Genomic DNA, 19,750 nt, shown 5'->3' on the forward strand with positions numbered 1-19,750 from the left:
ACGCTCAAAATAACGCGCTCTCGATATTCTAAATAACAATATATCCTGCTTCATTAATACCAACACTTATGATTATATCAACAGGCAATCTCAAGGGTGGCTGCGGCTGTACAACTGTGCTTTTACTTTTAGCCCACCATTTATCCTATAGCGGTAAGAAAGTCTACTTGATTGACTTGAGCATCGAGGGCGCTTTAAATTTGCTCTATCACCGATCATTATTATTACTCGAATGTTTACCTTTTGAGTTCTTCAGGACCGATGAGCACAAGGTCAACAGTTTATTAGCTAGACTGGAAGGGGACCAGGGGATAATATTAATTGATATTCCAAAAACCCTCTCCAGTAAAAAGGTGCAGGAAGTATTTGCAAAAGTCAATTACTTTATCATTCCTTTTCAATATGGTTTATTAAGTGTGCATTCTGCATCCGCCTTTTCGCTACTTATCAGAGGGTTTGCTGAGCGTTCTAAGTCCATTTTCTTGCCCAACAATAATCCACCTGAAGATATTCCGGATGAATTGTGGGAACAGCAGCAGTCGCTACGAGCACTCGGTCAACTCTCCTCATCCATACCAGTAGTTTTTCCACTGATAACCTTAAGAAGTATGCACCTGGCGCCGGCCTGTCTTTTTCAGCTCTCGCCAAGCCTCAATCTGCTTTGCGGGCAATACCTACTATTATAAACTTAAATTCTTAAATCTATGAGCTGGACAAATTTTACCCTTTATCTCGCCTTCGCCTACGCGGTATACTACGCTTTAAATTTTCTGATGGATTTCTCTAAGGCCGGCCGGCATTCTCTCATCGAAGGAGACGAAGTTGAGGAGCATTATCAAATTGAAGATATTCAGCAGCCTGTTGAAGTGTCGGCATTTTCTCAAATCGATAACCCGGAATCTTCTGGTGATAGCTTCTTAAGCTCAGGTGAGCTGGAAAGCTCCGGCGCGCTGCGCTTTGAGCAAATCATGCAAGCCGCTTCCCAGGAATTAATTGAGTGCACCAAAAGAATGCTCTAAAGAAAATGAAAAAGTTTAGCTTCCAATTTTCAATACTACTGGCTTTGGTTTTCAGCAAGACCTCTAGCCTATACTGCCAGGTACCTGGCCTGAGTGAATTTAATCAGGCCAGCGCCCAGATTAGGCAGCAATACTTTTCATTTTCTGATTTTGCTATGGTTATCGGCGCAGTCTCAGGTCTTTTAGGGGGCTTGCGCGTTTATGCCAACTGGCAAGCCGGCCGTCATCACATCGATAGGCAGGTTATGGGCTGGCTGTTTTCCTGCATCTTTTTAAACGTCTGCGGGGTATTTCTCCGCGGCTTATTCGGACTTTAAAATCAATAAACAATATGAAAAATCTAACAAAAAACCTGCTGCTCATGTCACTTATGAGCTTTTCTTCTTCCCTTGCATTTGCTCAGGCTGGCGGAGGGACAACCGGAATAAATGCTGCAACTTCAACCCTGACGAGTTACATCGACCCAGTGTCAACATTAACTCTGGCCATTGGCGCAGTAGTGGGTATAATTGGCGGAATTATGGTGTATATCAAATGGAATTCCGGCGATAGGGACATCAGTAAAGAGGTGATGAGTTGGGGAGGATCCTGCATTTTTTTAGTGCTGGTATCTGTAGTGATCAAAGCCTTTTTTGGTGTATAGGGGGGCCAAGCTTATGGAACGCCACCCAATTTATAAAGGATTAGAGCAGCCTTTAAGCTACCGTGGACTCAAAGGAAAGTATATCGGATGGGGGATTGGTTCGCTCGTCTGCGGACTGTTTGCCGGCGGGATTATAGGCGCAGTATCCAATATGTACCTGGGCGTTTTTTTAACTGCGCTATTCTCTGGCGGCGGCTTTAGCTATACCCTTTATCAGCAAAAAAGAGGGCTTTACAATAAAAAAAGAGATAGGGGATTGTTTGTTCATAAAAATGCCTTTCGTTATGGGTACAAAAATCTTTGATCTACCGTATATCGGCTATGATAATTTTCAGGGGCTGGAATTGCTTTATACCGCTAGTGGGGATTTTTCTGTTATCATACAGATTGAAAATGTCGTTACTGAGCTTAGCGCTGATGAGCGGGGATATGTAGCTTTTCATGATCTGCTGCTTCAGCTCATTAAAACTCTTGGGGAAGGCTATATACTCACTAAGCAGGACGTTTTTGTCGCAGGACGGTTTAAACAAGGAAAAAGTGAAGAATATTTGCAAAAAGCCTTTGATTCCCATTTTTGTGGCCGAAGGCAGATTGAGCTTTACAGTTATTTAATCATCACTAAAAAGGTTGAACGTTCGAGGTTTTACCTCTATAGTGACAAATCCCTGCACAATTTTAAAAGCGTTACCAGTAAAGTTATGGGAACTTTAAATGAAGCGGGGCTGCAGCCTGTGCTTTTAGACAAGGCTTCGATGGACCGCTACATAGGCCGCTGCCTTTCAATGGATTTTTCCTCAGCGCACATTCTTAGGAATAACTTTTTTGCCCGCGAAAACCAGATTGATATGGGCAGCTCCTGCATTAGATGCATTTCGCTCATCGACAGTGATAGAATGGAACTGCCTGCTCATTTTAGTGCCCATCAGCTCAAAAATGATGGGAAGGGCATGAGAGCCTTCGCCGTCGATAACCTATCCTTTCTGCACCAGGTTCCTGAATTTGAGTGTATGATTTACAATCAGGTAATTTCCGTTCCCCCTCAAAGCAGCACCCTTTCCTCCTTAAACTTAAAACAAAAGCGGCATGCCGGGATTCCCGATGCAGCCAACCGGTTATGCATGGAAGATATTTCGGCTTTGCTTACTGAAGTTGCCCGGGATAACCAGTTGCTCGTTCATGTTCATTTTAACATTATGCTGTGCACTGGGCGGGATAAAATCCAGGAAGCTTCCAACTTTATTGAATCGGCGCTTTTTTCCCTTGGCATCATTCCATCGCGAAACGCTTATAACCAGCTGGAGCTTTTCAGCGCCTGTTTGCCTGGTAATGCTGCAGCGCTTAAAAATTATGATTTGGTGCTGCTCCCGGTTCGGGCAGCGGCTTGCCTGATGTTTAAGGAAAGATTTGCCAAAAATGAGCAGTCAGATTTTCTGCTTCGGTTTACCGACAGGCATGGCCTGCCAATCTCAATCGACCTGGCGGATTTACCCATGCAATCCGGAAGAATATCCAACCGTTCAAAGTTTGTGCTAGGCGGGTCCGGTTCAGGAAAATCTTTTTTTATGAACAGCCTGGTTGAACAGTATTTGCTTTATAATATGGATGTGGTTATCGTTGACACCGGGCATTCCTATAGCGGACTCTGCAGATACTATGCTGGCCGCTACATTACCTACTCTGAGGAGCATCCTATTACGATGAATCCCTTTGCTTTTTCAAAGGCAGAATATACGATTGAAAAACGTGACTTTTTAAAAACGCTCATCTTTTTACTTTTTAAGGGCGTTCATGGCAGTGTTGACGCCGTTGAGGATACGGTTATCTCTAGTGTGATAGCCTCCTTCTATGCCCATCACTTTGCTACAGAAACCTTTTCGGCACTGAATTTCGATGCTTTTTACCATTATTCTGTTGAAAGGATAAAACAGATATGTGAGCAAGATGGTATCAGTTTTGAAATCGATGCTTACCGTTTTGTCCTGCGCAAATTTTGCAAAGGCGAAGAGTTCGGCGATTTACTGAACCTGCCTACTGATTCTTCATTGCTGAGTGAGCGGCTGGTGGTATTCGAAATTGACTCCATTCGCGAGCATAAGGTTCTTTTTCCCATTGTGACGCTCATTATTATGGATGTTTTCCTGCAGAAAATGAGGCTTAGGCATTCCCAGCGAAAGGCACTGATTTTAGAAGAGGCCTGGAAAGCAATCGCCTCAGAGCTCATGGCCTCTTACCTAGTATACATGTATAAAACCGTGCGGAAATTTTACGGAGAGGCAATCGTAGTCACCCAGGAATTAGAAGATATTATTTCCAGTCCAACGGTCAAAAACAGCATTATTGCAAATTCAGACACCATCTGCCTTTTAGATCAACGTAAATTCCGCGATGATTACGCAAAGATCTCTTCACTGCTATCGCTTTCTGAGCAGGAGCAAAAGAAAATTTTTACCATCAATCAGCTCGATAATAAATCCGGGCGTGGCCGCTTTAAAGAAGTATATATTAAGCGGGGCAGTACCGGAGAGGTTTACGGGGTGGAGGTTTCCCTAAAGCAGTACATGACTTTCACTACTGAAAAGCCTGAAAAGCTGGCTTTGGAACATTACCTGAATCTCCATGGGGACTTTAGGGCATCTCTTGATGCTTTTTTCGCAGACTTTGAAAGCTCCAGGGGTAGCCTTGCAGAATTTATCAAAATCATTAATCTAAACCAAACATCATGAAAACCTTAATTTTCTTTTTCCTACCGCTGGCATTGATTTACCGGGATAGCGCTGCTCAGATTTATATCGATCCAAGTACTTCTGCTGCTATGGCATCTCAATCTGTTCTCATAAATGCACAGCTTAATACTTCTAGTGAAAAGCTTACGCTGCTGCAGCGTGCACAGCTAGCGGTAGGCGCTGAACTTGCCATTGCAAATGAACTTCAAAGCAGGATTTTTAGGGGGCTTACTGAAGTTTCCTCAGCGGTAAGCGATTTACTTGCCGTTAAAGACATCTCAGAAATTACTCAGGATATCTTGCACGACGGGAAGAGAGCTGTGGAAGTTGCTTCAGGGAATCCTGCTTTACTGGTTTTTGCGCAATCCGGCGCCGAGGAATTTTACTCCAGATCCATTCGTTTATCAGCTCAGGTTGGCGCTTTTGTGCTGCATTCAGCTAAAGAAAACCTGATGGATGCAGGGGAGCGTGCCAAGCTTTTAAATCATATCGTCACTGAGCTTTCCATTCTCAGGGGCGTGATATACGGGATATATCGGGCCATGTATTGGGCAAAAATGCGGGGTTTCTGGAATTCGGTTAATCCTTATTCGCGCTTTATTAATTTAGATAAACGCATTGCAGAAGAAGTCATTTTTAAAAGTAAACTCTTTAAGCGATGAAAGCGGTGATGATAATGCTAAGCTTGTTGCTTTATAGCCTTATTTGCTCGGCGCAGATAAACATAACCCTGCTGCACCAGTTAATTGATAACAGTAAATCTGAACATTCCCGGCAAAGCAGCCTGCGAGACAAGCACGCTTTATCCACTGCTAGTGAAAGCGCAAATGCAGCCCAGAGCTTGCAGCTTCAAAGCACCTATCAGCAGCTAAAGAAAAAGTTTTCTACCCTAGGCATGCTTATCGAGCTGATGCAGGTCAGCAGTGATGCGCCAGTGATACTGAGCCAGATTTCAGCCGACCAGACCCAAATTATTTTAGCCTGTCAGAAAAATCCGGCCCTCAGCTTTTTGGCAATAGAAACTCAACTTGATCTGGTTGACCGGGCAAGCTTACTGCTGAGGTATCTTTACGGCCTTTCCTTATCTGCGGGCGAACTGGGCGCGATGTCCAGATCAGATAGACTAATGCTTATCAGTTTTGGCATTGATGAGCTGCGTCAAATTTCATTGATTCTTTCCGGACTCAGTAAAACGCTGAGCGCGTATACCTATAGTAGGTCCTACGGAACAGGATTTTTTAATATGTCGCCGTTAGATAAGCAGCTTTCTTCCAAAATTCTTTTAAAAGTGAAACCGCTCAAGAAAAACTGATATGAAAAAATTACTATTTGTATTGCTATTCTTCGCATGCGCCTTTACCTCCCTGAGCCAGCAGATCGTCTTTGACAGGGAGCATTTTTCTATTGTCAATCAAAACGGGCTTGCCCGCCTGTCCGCTGAACTTGCCTTGCATCAACACTATGAACGGACCCTTTCAAGCCTTAGTGATATTAAAGTTAACATCTCCGCGCTGGTATTCACTCAGCAGCTTATCTATAACTCATTAACGCAGGTCGATCAGGGGTTAAAAAGTGCGCTCATGGTTAGCCAAATCGCTGATATTTTAGCTGAGATTTTCCAGGAAAGTCAGCAGCTCATTTCCTTCGCTTCGGCTCATCCTCATCTTTTAATTTTTGCAGAGGAGTTTTCCCGCCAGCTTAGCACGCGGGGAATCAATCTGGTGGGAGAAGTCTCGCAGCGAATTTTGGCAGAAAGATCAGATTTACTCCTGGATGCCCAGAAGCGAGACGGGCTGCTGCGAAAAATTGCGCTCGAGCTTCGCATAATCAGGGCACTTGTTTTTTCAATTAGAAAAAGCATGTTCTGGGCATCCCAGCGCTCGATATTCTCGATGGCAAACCCCTTTCAAAATTTCATCAATACCGATAAGAGGATAGCCTCGCAAATCCTGACCAGTTATAAATCCTTAAAAAAATGAAAACGACAATCTTTTTTGTTAGCTGCCTGGCGTTTTTCTCAGGCGCTCACGCGCAGACGAATATCCGCGATGAACACATTACAAACCAGCAGGAACGCATGGTTTTTAAATCATGGGATAAGGATAGCTTTACCCCTAAGCCAGGATTCTTAGGCTTAAATCCCCTATACTGGCTCACCTGGGGCCTGCATCCCAATTATCCCGATACAGACCTTCGCCCGCTTGGACCGTTAGGGCCGCAAAGTAACCGGCTGGCCCTTGCAGTAGCATTGAGCGCTGCTGAAAACCGGTATAAAATGCAGTCTGACAGCATCCGGCAAACCGCTGAGTTTAACTTTGCCCAGCATTCAGGGCTGCTTTCTGATTTTGACCCGCTGTGGAATCTTTATTATTCCTCTGTCCTTGAGCCGTTAAAATCTTCCCCACTGGATTTATTCTCCGGTCTTAGACCGGACGTTATAATTGCCCTTAACCGGTCGGGTTTCGTTAGCTGGTACCAAAATGAACATAAGACTTTACGAGAAAGATTGACTATAGCCCGAAACAGTGACATGGAAAAAGGCTCAAGGATTATTTATTATCATCGGCTACTGCTTGATTACCGAAAACTCCAGGCAAACTGGGAAGAAAAAAAACGGCTCAGCGGACGCTGGCTGGATAACAGAGATAAAAAGGAGAACATATTGAAACGTGAAAAGTCCACCAATAAGTGGGCACAGAAAGATATAGAAATTGTGGACAGAATACTTAAAAATTCCAGATTATGAAAGCTCAGACTACTTTTGGTTTGCTGCAACCTGTTTTGCAGCCTGGCAAAGTCCCGGATTCCTTTAAGGACACCTTTAACTTTCTTCAGGGAGATGGCGTTTATGAAGAGGGTACGATGCATTTTTTAAAAAATATGAAGGCTACCATCTGGACACATTATGATGTGTTTTTAGCAGATGCGCAGGCGCTTTGTGCGATTTTTATGCTCATTTTTTTTGCTGTGAAAAGTTATGGCATGATTTCAGGCGATAAAAAACTCGAGGTCATGCCGCTGCTTCGCCCCTTTGGCCTGGTGATGGTCATTCTCTGGTGGCCAGCATTCACTAAGGTACTGGCCTTTCCAGGGGAACTGGTGGAAAACAGGACCGAGGCGCTTTTTGATGAGAGCCAAACCGAGATAAATAATTTACGCATGCAGCGCGCAAAGCTAATGGTTGATGTAGCCGATGAACTCTTTAAGCTCCAGGCGAGCACCGAAGTTGCCAAGACTGAAGCAGACACCTGGTATGAAAACGCCTGGGAATCGGTAAAAAGTTCAGTTAAGGAAGGCTTTGCAGAGGTTTGGAATCCTGTTGTCGAAATGCGAAACCGGCTTCAGGTCGGCCTTCAGTTACTGGCCAGTTCCATTTTAGAAACCCTTGCGATTTGGCTTTTAAGAATAAGCGTTTACGTGATATTTATCGTTCAGATTATCTTCTCTACCATCCTTATTATCCTGGGGCCTTTTTCAGTAGCAGCAAGTATTCTGCCCTGGTTTCAACGTTCATTCACCGAATGGATTGCCAGATTTATTTCGGTGAGCCTATATTCTGGCATTGGCTATCTAGTGATGTTTGTTGCTTCCCTTTTTCAGCATTTCGCCCTTGAGGCCGAAATATCACGTTATGCTCAGCTACTGAGTAATGATGGGGAGAGCATTCAGAAATTAAGCTGGTTTGCAGCCAATGGTGTACTCTCTTTTGGTATGGTGATAATTGTTTTTATTATCGGTGCACTCACCATGTTTACCGTTCCGAGCATATCGACCTGGATAGTAAGTACATCAGGGGTATCTTCTGCGGCCAGCGCGATGGGAAGCGGGGCGACTAAAATGACCAGTATGGCAACGGCCGCGGTTGGGGGGATATAGCGATGATAGTAAAAAACATAGAAGCCAAGATTCGTCTGGCCACCTTTCTATCCCTTTGCAGCTTTATCCTTGCGCTGGTGATATCTGTAGGCGCAAGCTATTTTGCATACAAACAGGTATCGGATTCAAGAAAGTCTATCTACGTTTTGCAAGATGGGGTGAATCCTTTCAGGGCAGTAAGAACCGATATCGAACTCAACCGCGGGGCGGAATACCGCGCGCATATTTCCAGGTTTCATTCCCTTTTCTTTTCATTGATTCCAGATGAACATTTTATAGAATCGCAGATGCGTCAGGCGATGTATCTGATAGATGAAAGTGGCGCTGCTGAGTATAATAACTTAAAAGAACGCAGCTTTTTCAGTTCCGTACTGTCTTCTTCGGCGGTTCTAACGTTGCAAATGGATTCTATATTGGTTGATGAAAAAAAAGGTTACTTTAAATACTATGGTACCCAGCGCATAGACCGCAAAAGTGTGGTAACCATTCGCGCCCTTATCACAGAAGGACACCTTCGGGATCTACCATCCCGCTCGGAGCATAACCCGCATGCGGTGCTGATAACTTCCTGGAAAACCCTGGACAATTCGGAACGCTCAAGCGTAGAAAAAAATCAATTCTAATTCTTTAAATCATGAAAATCCAACAACATTCCTGGCCCAGCGGTAGGCTGGAAAGCCTGCTGATAAAGTTAAAGCGGAGCATCATCCACTTTTTTATTGATTCACCTAAGGCTAGCCTTGCCCTTATGGGTGTTTTGCTGGTGATTTCTGCAATTTTATGTTTCACGATAAACCGCTATCCCAAGCCAGCATCAATGTTTGCCTTGGAAAGGATTAGCTCAGGACTACCCCAGGGACCCGGAGCTTATAGCGCTGCATTAATTGAGATTTTATCTCTGCAATCAGAGCTCAAGACATTTTTGGATAAAAAAACGCCCAGCAAAAACGATAGCATCAGGATGGAACAGCTACTCCTTAGAATCCAGGCGCTCAATCAAACTTTAAAAAATCATGAAAAACATTGACTTTAAAAACCCGAGATATGTCTTGCCGCTGATTTGTCTGCCTTTTATTTTGCTTTTGTTTTATGTTTACCGCATAAGCTTTGCTAAATCTCTGCCAGAAGGTACTGGGCAAACCCAGCTCAAAAGCGAAATATCTCCTGCCTCTGCCCAGGTCAGCAGCAAGGCTATTGAAGATAAGTTAGAAGCTTTTAAGCAACGCTATAAAAAATCTGACGGCTATACCGCGATGTCTTCTCTTGAAATGGGTACACCCTCGCCTGAAGAGATTGCTTCCGCATATAACGCCAAAGAAAAGCTTATGCTCGATTCGTTAACTCAGGCGCTAAAAAAAGCTTCGAATAATAGTTCAGAAAAAAGCACAGCCGCAAAGCAAAATTCATTTGTTGGAAATTCCGCTTCCAGGCGCTATAGTGAAGAAGAGGAATCGGTAAAAGAACTCCTTGCTAAATATAACGCTTCGCCTAAAACCAGGAGCGTTAACCAAGCTGACCCAATGGCAATATTCCGGGCGCAGATGGCTATAGTAGACAGCATGAATAAAGCTGCGATTCAGGCTGCGCCTGCCAAGCAGCGCCAAAACGCGGTGCATGGGCCATCAGAACCACTTAAGCAAAATCCGCTAAAAGTGATGAATTTAGATAAGCCGCAGAGCGATTCTTCAACCATCATCGCGCAAGGCTCAGAAAGCGGATTCATACAGGCCATAGTTGACGAGCCCCTGACGGGGTATGCCGGCTTCAGGGTGAGGATAAGATTGTTAAGTGAGGTTAGCCTTGCGGGCAATATCCTGTCAAAGGGCACTATTTTATATGCGCTCATCAGCGGATTTTCCTCGCAACGTGTGCTGCTCAATATTTCCTCTATTGCCCTGAGAGGAGAAATTTTGCCGGTAGCTTTAGAGGTATACGACCTTGATGGGATAAAAGGATTATATATCCCAGGCTCGCTTTACCGCGAATTTAGCCGTGAGTTAGCCTCATCAAGCGTTGGGGGACTTTCCATGGAATCTTCCGCCCAGCAGCACCAGCAGCTTATTAGCTTATTGGGCAGGGTTTTTCAGTCCACTCAAGGGGCATTAAATAAGCTTATCCGCTCGAACAAGGCCAAAATTAGTTATCCTTCAAGAATATTTCTGCTAGATAAATCCAGTAACCAAACCCAAAATTCATTATGAAACCGCACTTAATTTTTCAGCTTTTTATGCTGCTAGTTTTCACTAGCTTGCCTAAAAGTCATTCTGCCGAGCTTCCGGTCGTTTACATAGGTAGCGATAATACACTCCACTTCCGCTCACCCGAACCTATCATTTATGTTGACTTGCCAAAATCCAAACTAACTGGGGATTTACCACTAAAAAATCTGTTGCGGGTCTGCCTGACAGATGCCTTTATTTCTAAAGGTGAGCTCATCTCTGATGACATATTAGGGGTCATCACCATTACCGGAGAACACTTTTTCGCACAGTACAAAATAGCGTTGGCAGCAAGCAAAGACAGGCAAGCGGATAGTGAAATAGAAATTCTGCCCACTCATATGCTGCCATTAATTCCAGCACTGCCCTCGCTTTCCACCCCTCAGATGCATGCTAAATCCATTGCCCTTATCTCTACTAGGGAAGCCAGGCCACTGGGAATAGTTAAAAGTCAGGGCATTACTTTAAAGGTCAATCAGATCAAAACAGTAGGAGAACTTATCTTTTTAGATATTGGATTTAAAAATAGCACAGCACTGGGTTATGATATTGAGGATTTAAGCTTTGTTGTAGCTGATAAAAAAATCTATAAGGCTAGCAATTTTCAAGCTTTTAACTTAAGCCCAAAATTTATCCTCTCTAATCTAAGGGGTTTTACCACTCAGGCCAGAAATATTTATGTACTGCCAAAAGCGAGCTTTTCACCAGCGAAGCGGCTTAAGATAACCTTAATTGAAAAGCAGCCCTCTCCCAGAGTGGTTTCCTTAGCGCTTAGTTATGGAGAGCTGCTAAGGGCGGAGCCTTTCTGAATTTACTCGAGGATAAATGTGTCGCCAGTAAAATACTGCCCGCCAATTCAAATTGACCCCCTGATAAAAATGTTGTCTTTTTTAAGTACTTAAAAATTATTCATGGAAGAACGCTCGGAACTGCAGGGACTGCACCGATTGTTGCAGTTCTGCGTGTATTTATTTGTCTCGCTGGATGTTGCCTATTTCATAATAGTGCCCTCATTTTTGCTTAACTCAGAGAGGATGATGAAAATTCTGGTGAGTTTACATCAGGGGATGAGCCGGATGATTATCTACAATTCTCCGCTAGCCAGCAGGCTTTTTATTTTACTACTCATCTGTTTAGCTTCCATTGGTACCTTAGCTAAAAAGCAGCGCGATATCAAGGTCAAAAGGCAGATACTTTTTCCGCTGGTTTCAGGGCTGATACTTTTCTTTTCTGGTCTGCTCTTTTTCTCAATTCAGCCGATTCGTATTTTTGCTCTTACTTTGCAGCCTTTACTCCCTTATAGTCTGCTGCTGATATCCGGAGCCGTTTTGCTGCACATCTCGATGGATAACATCTCAAAAATTATCAGCTCGAAATTTGGAGCGGATAAGTGGAACGTGGAATCAGAATCCTTCGAGCAGCCTTGCGCGCCTTCAATGGCGCCAAATTCAGTCAGCATTCCGATGCTGTTTTATTACGGGCGGCGGGTTAGAAAAGGATTTATCAATATTGAAAATATATTTCGAGGAACCCTGCTCATTGGTACCCCGGGATCTGGAAAGTCATTTGGTGTGGTAATGCCCTTTTTAGGGCAGCTCATCGATAAGGGGTTTTGTGTCTGCCTTTATGATTTTAAGTTTCCGGACCTTGCCAGCTTAGCTTACAGCCGTCATTTGCGCGGGAAAAGACTTGGTAAAGGAAAGCTGAATTTTCATGTTATTAATCTAAATCAGGTAGAGCTCAGCAGGCGCATAAATGTATTTAAAAGCGAACATATTTGTTCACTCGCTGATGCCTCAGAAACCGCTGAAGCTTTGGTGGAGGCACTCAAGAAAGGAGATAAGTCCGGAGGTAGTGACCAGTTTTTTACCCAAAGTGCGGTAAACTTTTTATCTGCCTGCATTTATTTTTTTGCCCGATACCAAGATGGAAGGTATTCAAGTCTCCCGCATGTACTGGCATTTTTGAATCACTCTTACCAGGAAATTTTTGACTGCCTGATGAGTAACGTGGAGCTTTCTTCTTTGCTTTCTCCATTTAAAAGCGCTTATCAGGCTAGGGCCTTCGATCAACTCGAAGGTCAGGTAGGAACACTGAAAATATTCATCTCCCGCCTGGCAACTTTGGAAACATTTTGGGTGTTCTCCGGAGATGATTTTTCGCTTAAAATCAGTGACCCAGAAAATCCCTCCATATTAGTACTGGCCAATGACCCCTCTACCCAGAACATAAATTCAGCCTGTTACTCAGTGGTCTTAAACCGGCTAACCAGGCTCATTAACTCAAAAGGCAACCTGCCAAGCGCGATTATCTTGGATGAGCTGCCGACGGTATTTGTTCACCGGATTGAAAATCTCATCGCAACCGCCAGATCGAATAAGGTAGCGGTGTTAATGGGGCTTCAGGAACTCCCCCAATTTCACCAGCATTATGGTAAGGAAGTCGCCAATACCATCTGCGCGGTCATTGGAAATGTTTTGTCGGGCTCAGTAAGAAGCAAGGAAACGCTGGACTGGTTAGAAAAGCTGTTCGGAAAAGTTAAGCAGGAATCCCAAAGCCTGTCGATTGACCGCTCGAAAACCTCGGTTTCGCTTTCTGAGCGATTAGAAAACTTGATACCCTCAGGCAAAATCGCAGCGCTGAATACCGGAGAAATTGTTGGCATACTGGCGAGAGATGCAGAGCAGGAGTTTAGTGGAAACTTTTCTCCATCTGCAGTAAACTGTAAAATCAACCTAGACTTAAAATCAATTGCAAAAGAAGAGGCCAGCTATCCCTCGATGCCGGTCTTTTATGACTTTAAAGGCAATAAGCAGACCGTACTTTCAGAAAACTTTAACAAGATAAACCAAGAAGTCTCGGGTATCATCGCCGCTGTAGTTAAATCTTAAAAAAATTAAATCCTATGGAAAATATTATTGGCAGTGTCGCTATGGTCAGGGACCGTATCGATGAATACCTTTCGCTCATGAGAATTGGTGTTGTAAGTTCGGTAGATGACAATTCGCTCTTTGCCCAGCTTACCTTTTCTGACCTTAGTCAGGCAAGATTTGCAAGCAAAGAAATATATGTTTTAAAAGATAAAGCTGAACTTTACACCCAGCTGCTTTCGGGTGCAGCAAAAGTTTCCTTAACAGACTTTAAACTTCTTTTTCAGGTGAACATGCTCCAAGACAGGGGAGATGCATCTTCATTGATCCAGGCTTGCCAGCTTTTAAAATCTTCCCCAACGTCTATTTTTTTAGCAACTGATAAGCTCAGCACCCGCCTGGAGATGAATCTTTCCTCCCAGCAACAAAGCTCGCATTCAAGATGAAAAGCCGCATTAAAGGCTTTTTACTTCTACTGCTTTCTTCTCTTTATGCGCTGCACAGCTTTCCACAGTTTGCGCTGCCGCTTGCCGGTTTTAAACTCAACAGCGCATATGGCATGCGCTTTCACCCGCTACTGAAAGACTACAGATTTCATTCAGGCATAGACCTTTCTGCAAGATATGAGCCGGTTTACAGTATTTTTTCAGGAGTAGTGACTCAGGTAGGTGAAGATAAAATTATCGGCAAATATGTCAAAATCTCTCAAGGTGATCTGCAAAGCATCTACGGACATTTATCAGCTGTGGTAGTGGAAAAAGGCGAGTTGGTTTTTGCAGGCGAAGCGGTAGGGATTTCAGGAAACTCCGGCCGCTCTACAGGGCCTCATCTGCACCTGTCAATAAAAATTTTTGAAAAATTCGTAAACCCGCTGGTGGTGATAAAAGCGCTATTGGCTTTAAACATTAATAATCGTATGGAACAAAATTTCGCAGAAACCGACAAATACGCGCTTAGCGTTATGATGCTGCTGCTAGCAGAAAATGGAAGCATTTCGCTTTCTGCCAAGCAGGCGGAAGAATACGGGGTGGATGTTGCAGACCATTTACCAATTGAGCAGGAGGGAGGAGAAGATGCTTACTAAAAATATTCCCCTTCACGAGCAGGTTGCAATTTTGCTAATTGAGCAGTTGCAAAAAGGAACCGCCCCCTGGCTCAAACCCTGGAGCGGAGGCGCTAAGTTTGAATTGCCCTACAACCTCATCTCATCTAACCGATACAGAGGGATAAATGTAATGAATTTGCTTTTAAAGGGATATGAAGATCCCAGGTGGCTAACCTTTAAGCAGGCCGAATCAATTGATGCTACCATAAACCGTGGAGAAAGGGGTACCCTCATCCAATACGTTAAAACCCATCAGCAAAAATCGCTTCGTGATGATAGCGGTAAGCTGCTTTTCGATGATTTAGGGAATCCGCTTATCCAAAAGCTTCCGCTCCAGAGGCCAGTTATTTCCTCAGCATGGGTATTCAATGCAGAACAGGTGAGCGGGCTTCCGGATTTAAAAACCAATCAATCTGCAGAAACTTCCTGGGATCCGCTCACCAGGGCGGAAAACCTACTCAAATCTTCCGGTGCAGAAATTCAACACCGCTATCTGGACGCAGCATATTATGATGTCCGGTATGATACCATTACCCTTCCCGAACGCTCCCAGTTTTCTTCTGCCGATAATTACTATGCTACTGCGCTACACGAGCTCTCACATTGGACCGGGCATCCTTCCAGATTAGACCGCGCCTCGCTATTAACAAATGGGATGATAGCTTATAGTAAAGAAGAACTTCGCGCCGAGATAGCCTCGATGATTATTGGCGCAGAGCTCGGCATTGGCCACGACCCAGCTCAGCATGCATCTTATGTGGACAGCTGGGTGTCGATACTGAAAGATACGCCATTGGAAATTCACGCAGCCGCGGCAGATGCCGAAAAAATCTTTGATTTTTTAATGGACATTGAGCGCAAAAGAATACTTGAAACTGCTGTTGCCCAGGACATCCCGCAGGTAGGGGAAAAACAGCTAAAATTTTTATCGACAGGGGATGAGGTCCTTTATAAGGACAATATCTACAAGGTCGAGGGGCATTTAAAGCAAGGCAGACTTCGAATGTCGCAAATGCCATCGGGTATCCATTTTTCGCTTTCCAGCGCTGACCCGCTCTATGCCGCCTTGTTGGCTGAAAAGCTTAGCCAATCTGCGCATGTGGCTTTGATATTGCCCCCATCCCAAAATGCAGCAGACTACAACATTTTTCAAAACTTAAAACGATGAACTATGAAAACCCAGTTTAATATCAGTGAACTCCCTTTAAGCCAGTTTGAGGCTTTAGGGATATATCAGGACAGGCAACTGCTGTTAGAACCAGAAGAAATTGCCTGTCTGCTTTCCGGCAGAAGAACCACACTGGTTTCCCTGCATGAGCTTAAAGGAAAAGATTTTACGATTGAAAGGCTGGATGCCAGGCTTTCCCTTCAGCGTGCCCCATCAGGGCAGGTAGAGTTACTGCTTCATCCAATTTATAAAAATCCCAGGGCTCATCCTTTGCTTAGCGACGATGAGATGCAGGAATTGATTTCAGGAGATAAGTCGTTTGTCGCCAGAGCTATCGAACGGGAAGAGGGATGGGCAACTATGTATAACATTGAATATGATAAGTTAACAAAAGATTTTGTGGGTTATGATGTATCTAAAGTCCAGGCGCCTGAAAGAGTGAACGGGATGTTGCTTGATGAAGAAGAAAAATCAGCTTTTCAGCGCGGAGAAATACTCGAGCTCGCTGACGGAACAAAAATCCAGCACCGCGCCAGTGAACCCAAGGGCATTCTTTCTGACCGAAAGGCGCTGGTGCTTTCTGTTTTACTGGATGGCGGGATAAGTTATCTGCTGGTTCGCGGCATCCGGTCACTTTATGAAAATACAGAGCAGAAAGACCACCGCAGTCCTGCTTTTAATTCAGCACTTGCAGAGATGGAGGGTGCGAAAGCGGCAAGACAACGCGAATTTGGGGTGCCCGAATTAATACAAGACTCAACTGCCCGAAAGGTAGGCAGGTAATGAACGTTAACTATAAATTAAAAGTCATGGATGAAAATAATTATGAATATTTAAAAAAATCGCTTGACTACCTCGGTTTTGGTACACATTTAAACCAGGTATTAGCCGAGGCAATAAATAGACAGGATGTCTCCTTTTCTATTGGTTTTAATCAGCGTTACATTCCCGCTGAATTCAAGTCAGATCCAAAAAGGGGAATTGACCAGATGCATTTCGAACTTCGGTTCAACAGGTCTAAAATGGGGGAGGCTTATTTTTTGAATGCCATGGAAGCCAAACTCACCCGCTATAATAGTGTTGAGCCAGTTCAGAAGCGATTTGAATTGGATAGCAGGAACCGTATTTCCGCACTTCAGGCTTATAAACTTCTTTGCGGACAGAGTTTTCAGAAAGATATTTTTGTTCTAGATCTGAACGATGTGGAAGAGAACAAAAATAAGCGGATATCGGTCTGGCATAAGCTGGATCTTAAGGTCACCGATAAAGATGGCCAGCATCCTATGAAATTGTTTTTTCCCGAATATGGTTTTGATTTGGCAAAAACATTTGATAGATATCCAATTGCAGAAATGCAGGATATGGAAAAACGGGAAGCCGCAATAAAAGCGCTTCTATTTGGAAATCTGATTTCACTCAATATGGAGTTGGAAGGAAAAGTGACCTCTGTTTACCTTTCAGCTGATCCAGAATTCAAAGCCTTAAAAGTATACGATGAGCACATGATTCCTGTGAGAAAGGAACAAATATTTTCAACGGTTGACTTTAATCAAAACTTACCGCAAAGTTTTACGGCCGGTATAAATAAAAATGAAAGAAGTGAAGAAACCAATGCCAAAATAAAAAGGTAGTATATCCTTAGTCAATCGTCTTTGTGAGATGTATCACTGGTCCCCCCTTTATGATTTTGCATGTTATTGTATTCCTACTATCGGAATAATTAAATGTATAAAAGCCAAAGGTATTATAATGTCAACGTTTAATTATCAGGACTTTTGACTGTATATTTTAATTCGGCAGGTTACAGCAACAATTAATAAAAAAAATACCTGAACTTATTAGATTGGAAGAATAATTGACGCTTGCAATAACGTATCTTATTTATACTGAAACTGCAGTTTTATGCATAGTGCAATCCAAATCTTTCCTAAGCGGCAAAGAAGACTCCATTAGATGTTGCTGACAACTGCTCGATTTAAAAGTTTTAGGTTTGTAGCAATAAGCCTATTATTATGAAATCCAATATCAAAACTTACAACATCACCTTTAAGCGGAAGCAATTTATCGTTTTGTGCATGATATTTTATTGTCTGATTATTTAAGTCCTTTAAAATTCCCACACCAGCCAATTTATTGAAGGATAATATAGTTCCTGTTCTTATCATAAAGTCTGAATTTCTGTATAATTATATTTACAAAATCATTTTGATTTGATAATAACAGTTTATGGTCTTTATGGTTTGGATTTATTTCAAATTGCTACCAATTGTGACTGCTCTTGGAAAGGATCAATAATATACCCCCCCTTGCACCCCTGGTAATGTATAGGGAACTATAAATATTGATTATACAAAGCCTAAACAATCAGGAGATTGCTGTTGTTATCATGAGGTAAAAACTTACCTATTGTAGGCATAAAGTAATTAAAATGGAGTCAATGAAAAGGAAAATTTTTGTTTTGGAAGATGACAATGGTATTCGCGATATCTTAGATTTTCTTCTTAGTGAGGCGGATTATGAGATTAGTACTTTTTGCTGCATAAAAGACCTATTGCGTGCAAAACGAAATTATAGACCTGATTTATTTCTATTAGATGTAAGGCTTCCCGATGGAAATGGTGTTGATGTATGTAGGATGTTAAATAAGAATGCCGATACTGCGCATATTCCTGTCTTGATGATGAGTGCAGACGTTGATGCAAATCAAATTGGCATTAATTGTAAGGCAAAAGCGTTTATGGCAAAGCCGTTTGACATCCACCATATTCTGGACAGCATTAACTTCGCATTGAAAAGCGCGTAATACTGCATAACGAATTCTTTGGTCGTCTCGGGGACATTAAAAACCCTCATTAATTATCAACGGTGAACTTAGCATACTTGATGGACTATTTTTGCAGAGGCTATAGACATACCAAATTTAGGCTATGTATAGCTTCATACACTCAAGAGATTACAACAATTGATATGTCCAAAAATTGGGACTAGTGTGAGAAAGTTATTAGTTATTGCACAATATTAAAATGGCGTACTTTGCATTAAAAGAAAATTAATTTAGCTTTCATGAAAATAAGTGTATTAACGCCATCTTTCAACTCTGGAAAATATATCAGGCGTGCTATCGAGAGTGTTTTAAAGCAAAATTATGTCAATTTCGAACACATAATTGTTGATGGCGCTTCATCTGATAATACCTTGTTGATCTTAGATGAATTTCCGCATTTAATCTACATTTCAGAAAAGGACGATGGTCAATCAGACGCAATGAATAAAGCTTTTGAAATGAGTGATGGTGAGATTATTGTTTATTTAAATGCTGACGATGAGTTTTTACCAAATGCATTTAATGCTATTGAACAGGCTTTTAAAGCCAATATGAGCGCGGACATGGTGGTTGGTAATTTAATATTCAAATCAGAAACTGGATCACTATTAAGAATTCCCTCACATAGATATAATGACATCTTACTTTATTGGTTAAATCTTTTTCCTAATAATCCTGTTAGCTATTTTTATAAAAGACAAGTACAGCTGAATACTGGCAAATTCCCTATTGATGACCATTTTGTGATGGATATATGGTTTTTATTGAAGGCCTATAAAAACAGTAAAATTATCAAAATAGAAAAAACCTTGGGGGTTTTTCACTCGGATGGCGCTAATAAAACATCAAATACAAACATTGGGTATAACCTACATACTACTATTAAAAAGCATTTAATGCAAGATGACCCATTTAAACTCATCTACTTCTACTTCAAACTATTTTGGGGCAAAATATTTTCATAGCGTATTGGAGAGCCCTGCCCCTGAAACAAATTGTCTCGAACGCATCAAACACCTGGCAAAGTTGTATTTAATGATATCCATTAGAAATATTTCTACACTATCGGTGGTTAGGGGATTTGATATCAATTAATTAATAACGTGGATATAATTGGTGTGGTGTAGTACTGAGCTATCTTATCCAATGATCAAATTTAGGTTTAGGCTCGAGGTGGCCTGATTGCCTCTGTGAGCGCTGATACTGCATTGCACAAGACAGCATAATTTAATATTGCGCTTATTGTAGTTATTTCTCCACTTAGCATTGTTGCCGCAACCTGATTTGCTGGAAACCTTTGATA

24 protein-coding genes are annotated in these 19,750 nt (G+C 42.6%); 23 read left to right on the plus strand and 1 reads right to left on the minus strand.

Annotated features, from left to right (window positions below):
* The first annotated feature begins 68 nt into the window (after positions 1-68).
* The 21 genes from QWY86_RS05705 (at position 69) to QWY86_RS05805 (ending at position 17,254) form a co-directional block, all read left to right on the plus strand.
* Complete coding sequence (locus QWY86_RS05705; protein ID WP_290239671.1) at positions 69-686, plus strand: P-loop NTPase family protein; 618 nt, start codon at positions 69-71, stop codon at positions 684-686.
* An 18-nt stretch (positions 687-704) separates the two neighbouring features.
* A complete protein-coding gene (locus QWY86_RS05710; protein ID WP_290239673.1) occupies positions 705-1,019 on the plus strand; it encodes a hypothetical protein in 315 nt (104 codons plus the stop codon).
* Positions 1,020-1,024: 5 nt separating this feature from the next.
* Complete coding sequence (locus QWY86_RS05715) at positions 1,025-1,336, plus strand: DUF4134 family protein (protein ID WP_290239675.1); 312 nt, start codon at positions 1,025-1,027, stop codon at positions 1,334-1,336.
* A gap of 44 nt (positions 1,337-1,380) precedes the next feature.
* On the plus strand, positions 1,381-1,662 hold the full coding sequence (locus QWY86_RS05720; RefSeq protein ID WP_290239676.1) for a DUF4134 domain-containing protein: 282 nt from the start codon (positions 1,381-1,383) through the stop codon (positions 1,660-1,662).
* Between the two features lie 13 nt (positions 1,663-1,675).
* Positions 1,676-1,966: a DUF4133 domain-containing protein gene (locus QWY86_RS05725; RefSeq protein ID WP_290239679.1), complete on the plus strand. Its 291-nt coding sequence runs from the start codon at positions 1,676-1,678 to the stop codon at positions 1,964-1,966.
* A complete protein-coding gene (locus tag QWY86_RS05730; protein WP_290239680.1) occupies positions 1,947-4,385 on the plus strand; it encodes a TraG family conjugative transposon ATPase in 2,439 nt (812 codons plus the stop codon). Before QWY86_RS05725 ends, QWY86_RS05730 begins: the two co-directional genes overlap by 20 nt.
* Complete coding sequence (locus QWY86_RS05735; protein ID WP_290239683.1) at positions 4,382-5,047, plus strand: hypothetical protein; 666 nt, start codon at positions 4,382-4,384, stop codon at positions 5,045-5,047. The genes QWY86_RS05730 and QWY86_RS05735 overlap by 4 nt, the downstream gene beginning before the upstream one ends.
* Entirely contained in the window at positions 5,044-5,697 is a 654-nt protein-coding gene (locus QWY86_RS05740) for a hypothetical protein (protein WP_290239685.1), read from the plus strand. The genes QWY86_RS05735 and QWY86_RS05740 overlap by 4 nt, the downstream gene beginning before the upstream one ends.
* A 1-nt stretch (position 5,698) precedes the next feature.
* Positions 5,699-6,364 (plus strand): hypothetical protein, encoded by a 666-nt coding sequence (locus QWY86_RS05745; protein ID WP_290239687.1) that lies wholly within the window; start codon positions 5,699-5,701, stop codon positions 6,362-6,364.
* Entirely contained in the window at positions 6,361-7,131 is a 771-nt protein-coding gene (locus QWY86_RS05750) for a hypothetical protein (RefSeq protein WP_290239689.1), read from the plus strand. The genes QWY86_RS05745 and QWY86_RS05750 overlap by 4 nt, the downstream gene beginning before the upstream one ends.
* Positions 7,128-8,261, plus strand: a complete 1,134-nt coding sequence (locus QWY86_RS05755; protein WP_290239691.1) for a TraJ family protein — start codon at positions 7,128-7,130, stop codon at positions 8,259-8,261. Before QWY86_RS05750 ends, QWY86_RS05755 begins: the two co-directional genes overlap by 4 nt.
* 2 nt (positions 8,262-8,263) lie before the next feature.
* Positions 8,264-8,884, plus strand: a complete 621-nt coding sequence (gene traK / locus QWY86_RS05760) for a conjugative transposon protein TraK (protein ID WP_290239693.1) — start codon at positions 8,264-8,266, stop codon at positions 8,882-8,884.
* Between the two features lie 11 nt (positions 8,885-8,895).
* Positions 8,896-9,288, plus strand: coding sequence for a hypothetical protein (locus tag QWY86_RS05765; protein ID WP_290239695.1), 393 nt, complete (start codon positions 8,896-8,898; stop codon positions 9,286-9,288).
* Positions 9,275-10,462, plus strand: a complete 1,188-nt coding sequence (traM, locus tag QWY86_RS05770) for a conjugative transposon protein TraM (protein WP_290239697.1) — start codon at positions 9,275-9,277, stop codon at positions 10,460-10,462. Before QWY86_RS05765 ends, traM begins: the two co-directional genes overlap by 14 nt.
* Positions 10,459-11,289, plus strand: coding sequence for a DUF4138 domain-containing protein (locus QWY86_RS05775; protein WP_290239698.1), 831 nt, complete (start codon positions 10,459-10,461; stop codon positions 11,287-11,289). Before traM ends, QWY86_RS05775 begins: the two co-directional genes overlap by 4 nt.
* A gap of 102 nt (positions 11,290-11,391) precedes the next feature.
* Complete coding sequence (locus QWY86_RS05780) at positions 11,392-13,371, plus strand: TraM recognition domain-containing protein (protein ID WP_290239700.1); 1,980 nt, start codon at positions 11,392-11,394, stop codon at positions 13,369-13,371.
* 14 nt (positions 13,372-13,385) lie between these two features.
* Positions 13,386-13,796 (plus strand): hypothetical protein, encoded by a 411-nt coding sequence (locus QWY86_RS05785; protein WP_290239702.1) that lies wholly within the window; start codon positions 13,386-13,388, stop codon positions 13,794-13,796.
* Positions 13,793-14,434, plus strand: a complete 642-nt coding sequence (locus tag QWY86_RS05790; RefSeq protein WP_290239704.1) for a M23 family metallopeptidase — start codon at positions 13,793-13,795, stop codon at positions 14,432-14,434. The genes QWY86_RS05785 and QWY86_RS05790 overlap by 4 nt, the downstream gene beginning before the upstream one ends.
* The gene (locus tag QWY86_RS05795; RefSeq protein WP_290239706.1) at positions 14,382-15,623 is read left to right on the plus strand and encodes an ArdC family protein; all 1,242 of its coding nucleotides are present in this window, start codon (positions 14,382-14,384) and stop codon (positions 15,621-15,623) included. Before QWY86_RS05790 ends, QWY86_RS05795 begins: the two co-directional genes overlap by 53 nt.
* Before the next feature lie 3 nt (positions 15,624-15,626).
* On the plus strand, positions 15,627-16,406 hold the full coding sequence (locus QWY86_RS05800) for a DUF4099 domain-containing protein (protein ID WP_290239708.1): 780 nt from the start codon (positions 15,627-15,629) through the stop codon (positions 16,404-16,406).
* A 26-nt stretch (positions 16,407-16,432) separates the two neighbouring features.
* A complete protein-coding gene (locus QWY86_RS05805; RefSeq protein WP_290239710.1) occupies positions 16,433-17,254 on the plus strand; it encodes a hypothetical protein in 822 nt (273 codons plus the stop codon).
* Positions 17,255-17,572: 318 nt separating this feature from the next.
* Here QWY86_RS05805 and QWY86_RS05810 read toward each other — a convergent pair whose 3' ends face one another.
* The gene (locus tag QWY86_RS05810; RefSeq protein WP_290239712.1) at positions 17,573-17,788 is read right to left on the minus strand and encodes a hypothetical protein; all 216 of its coding nucleotides are present in this window, start codon (positions 17,786-17,788) and stop codon (positions 17,573-17,575) included.
* A gap of 272 nt (positions 17,789-18,060) precedes the next feature.
* On the opposite strand from QWY86_RS05810, the gene QWY86_RS05815 reads away from it, so the two are divergent.
* Complete coding sequence (locus tag QWY86_RS05815) at positions 18,061-18,426, plus strand: response regulator transcription factor (protein ID WP_290239713.1); 366 nt, start codon at positions 18,061-18,063, stop codon at positions 18,424-18,426.
* 260 nt (positions 18,427-18,686) lie between these two features.
* Positions 18,687-19,412, plus strand: a complete 726-nt coding sequence (locus tag QWY86_RS05820; RefSeq protein WP_290239715.1) for a glycosyltransferase family 2 protein — start codon at positions 18,687-18,689, stop codon at positions 19,410-19,412.
* Positions 19,413-19,750: the final 338 nt, after the last annotated feature.

This window comes from Pedobacter aquatilis, assembly GCF_030409415.1.
Classification (GTDB): Bacteria; Bacteroidota; Bacteroidia; order Sphingobacteriales; family Sphingobacteriaceae; genus Pedobacter; species Pedobacter aquatilis.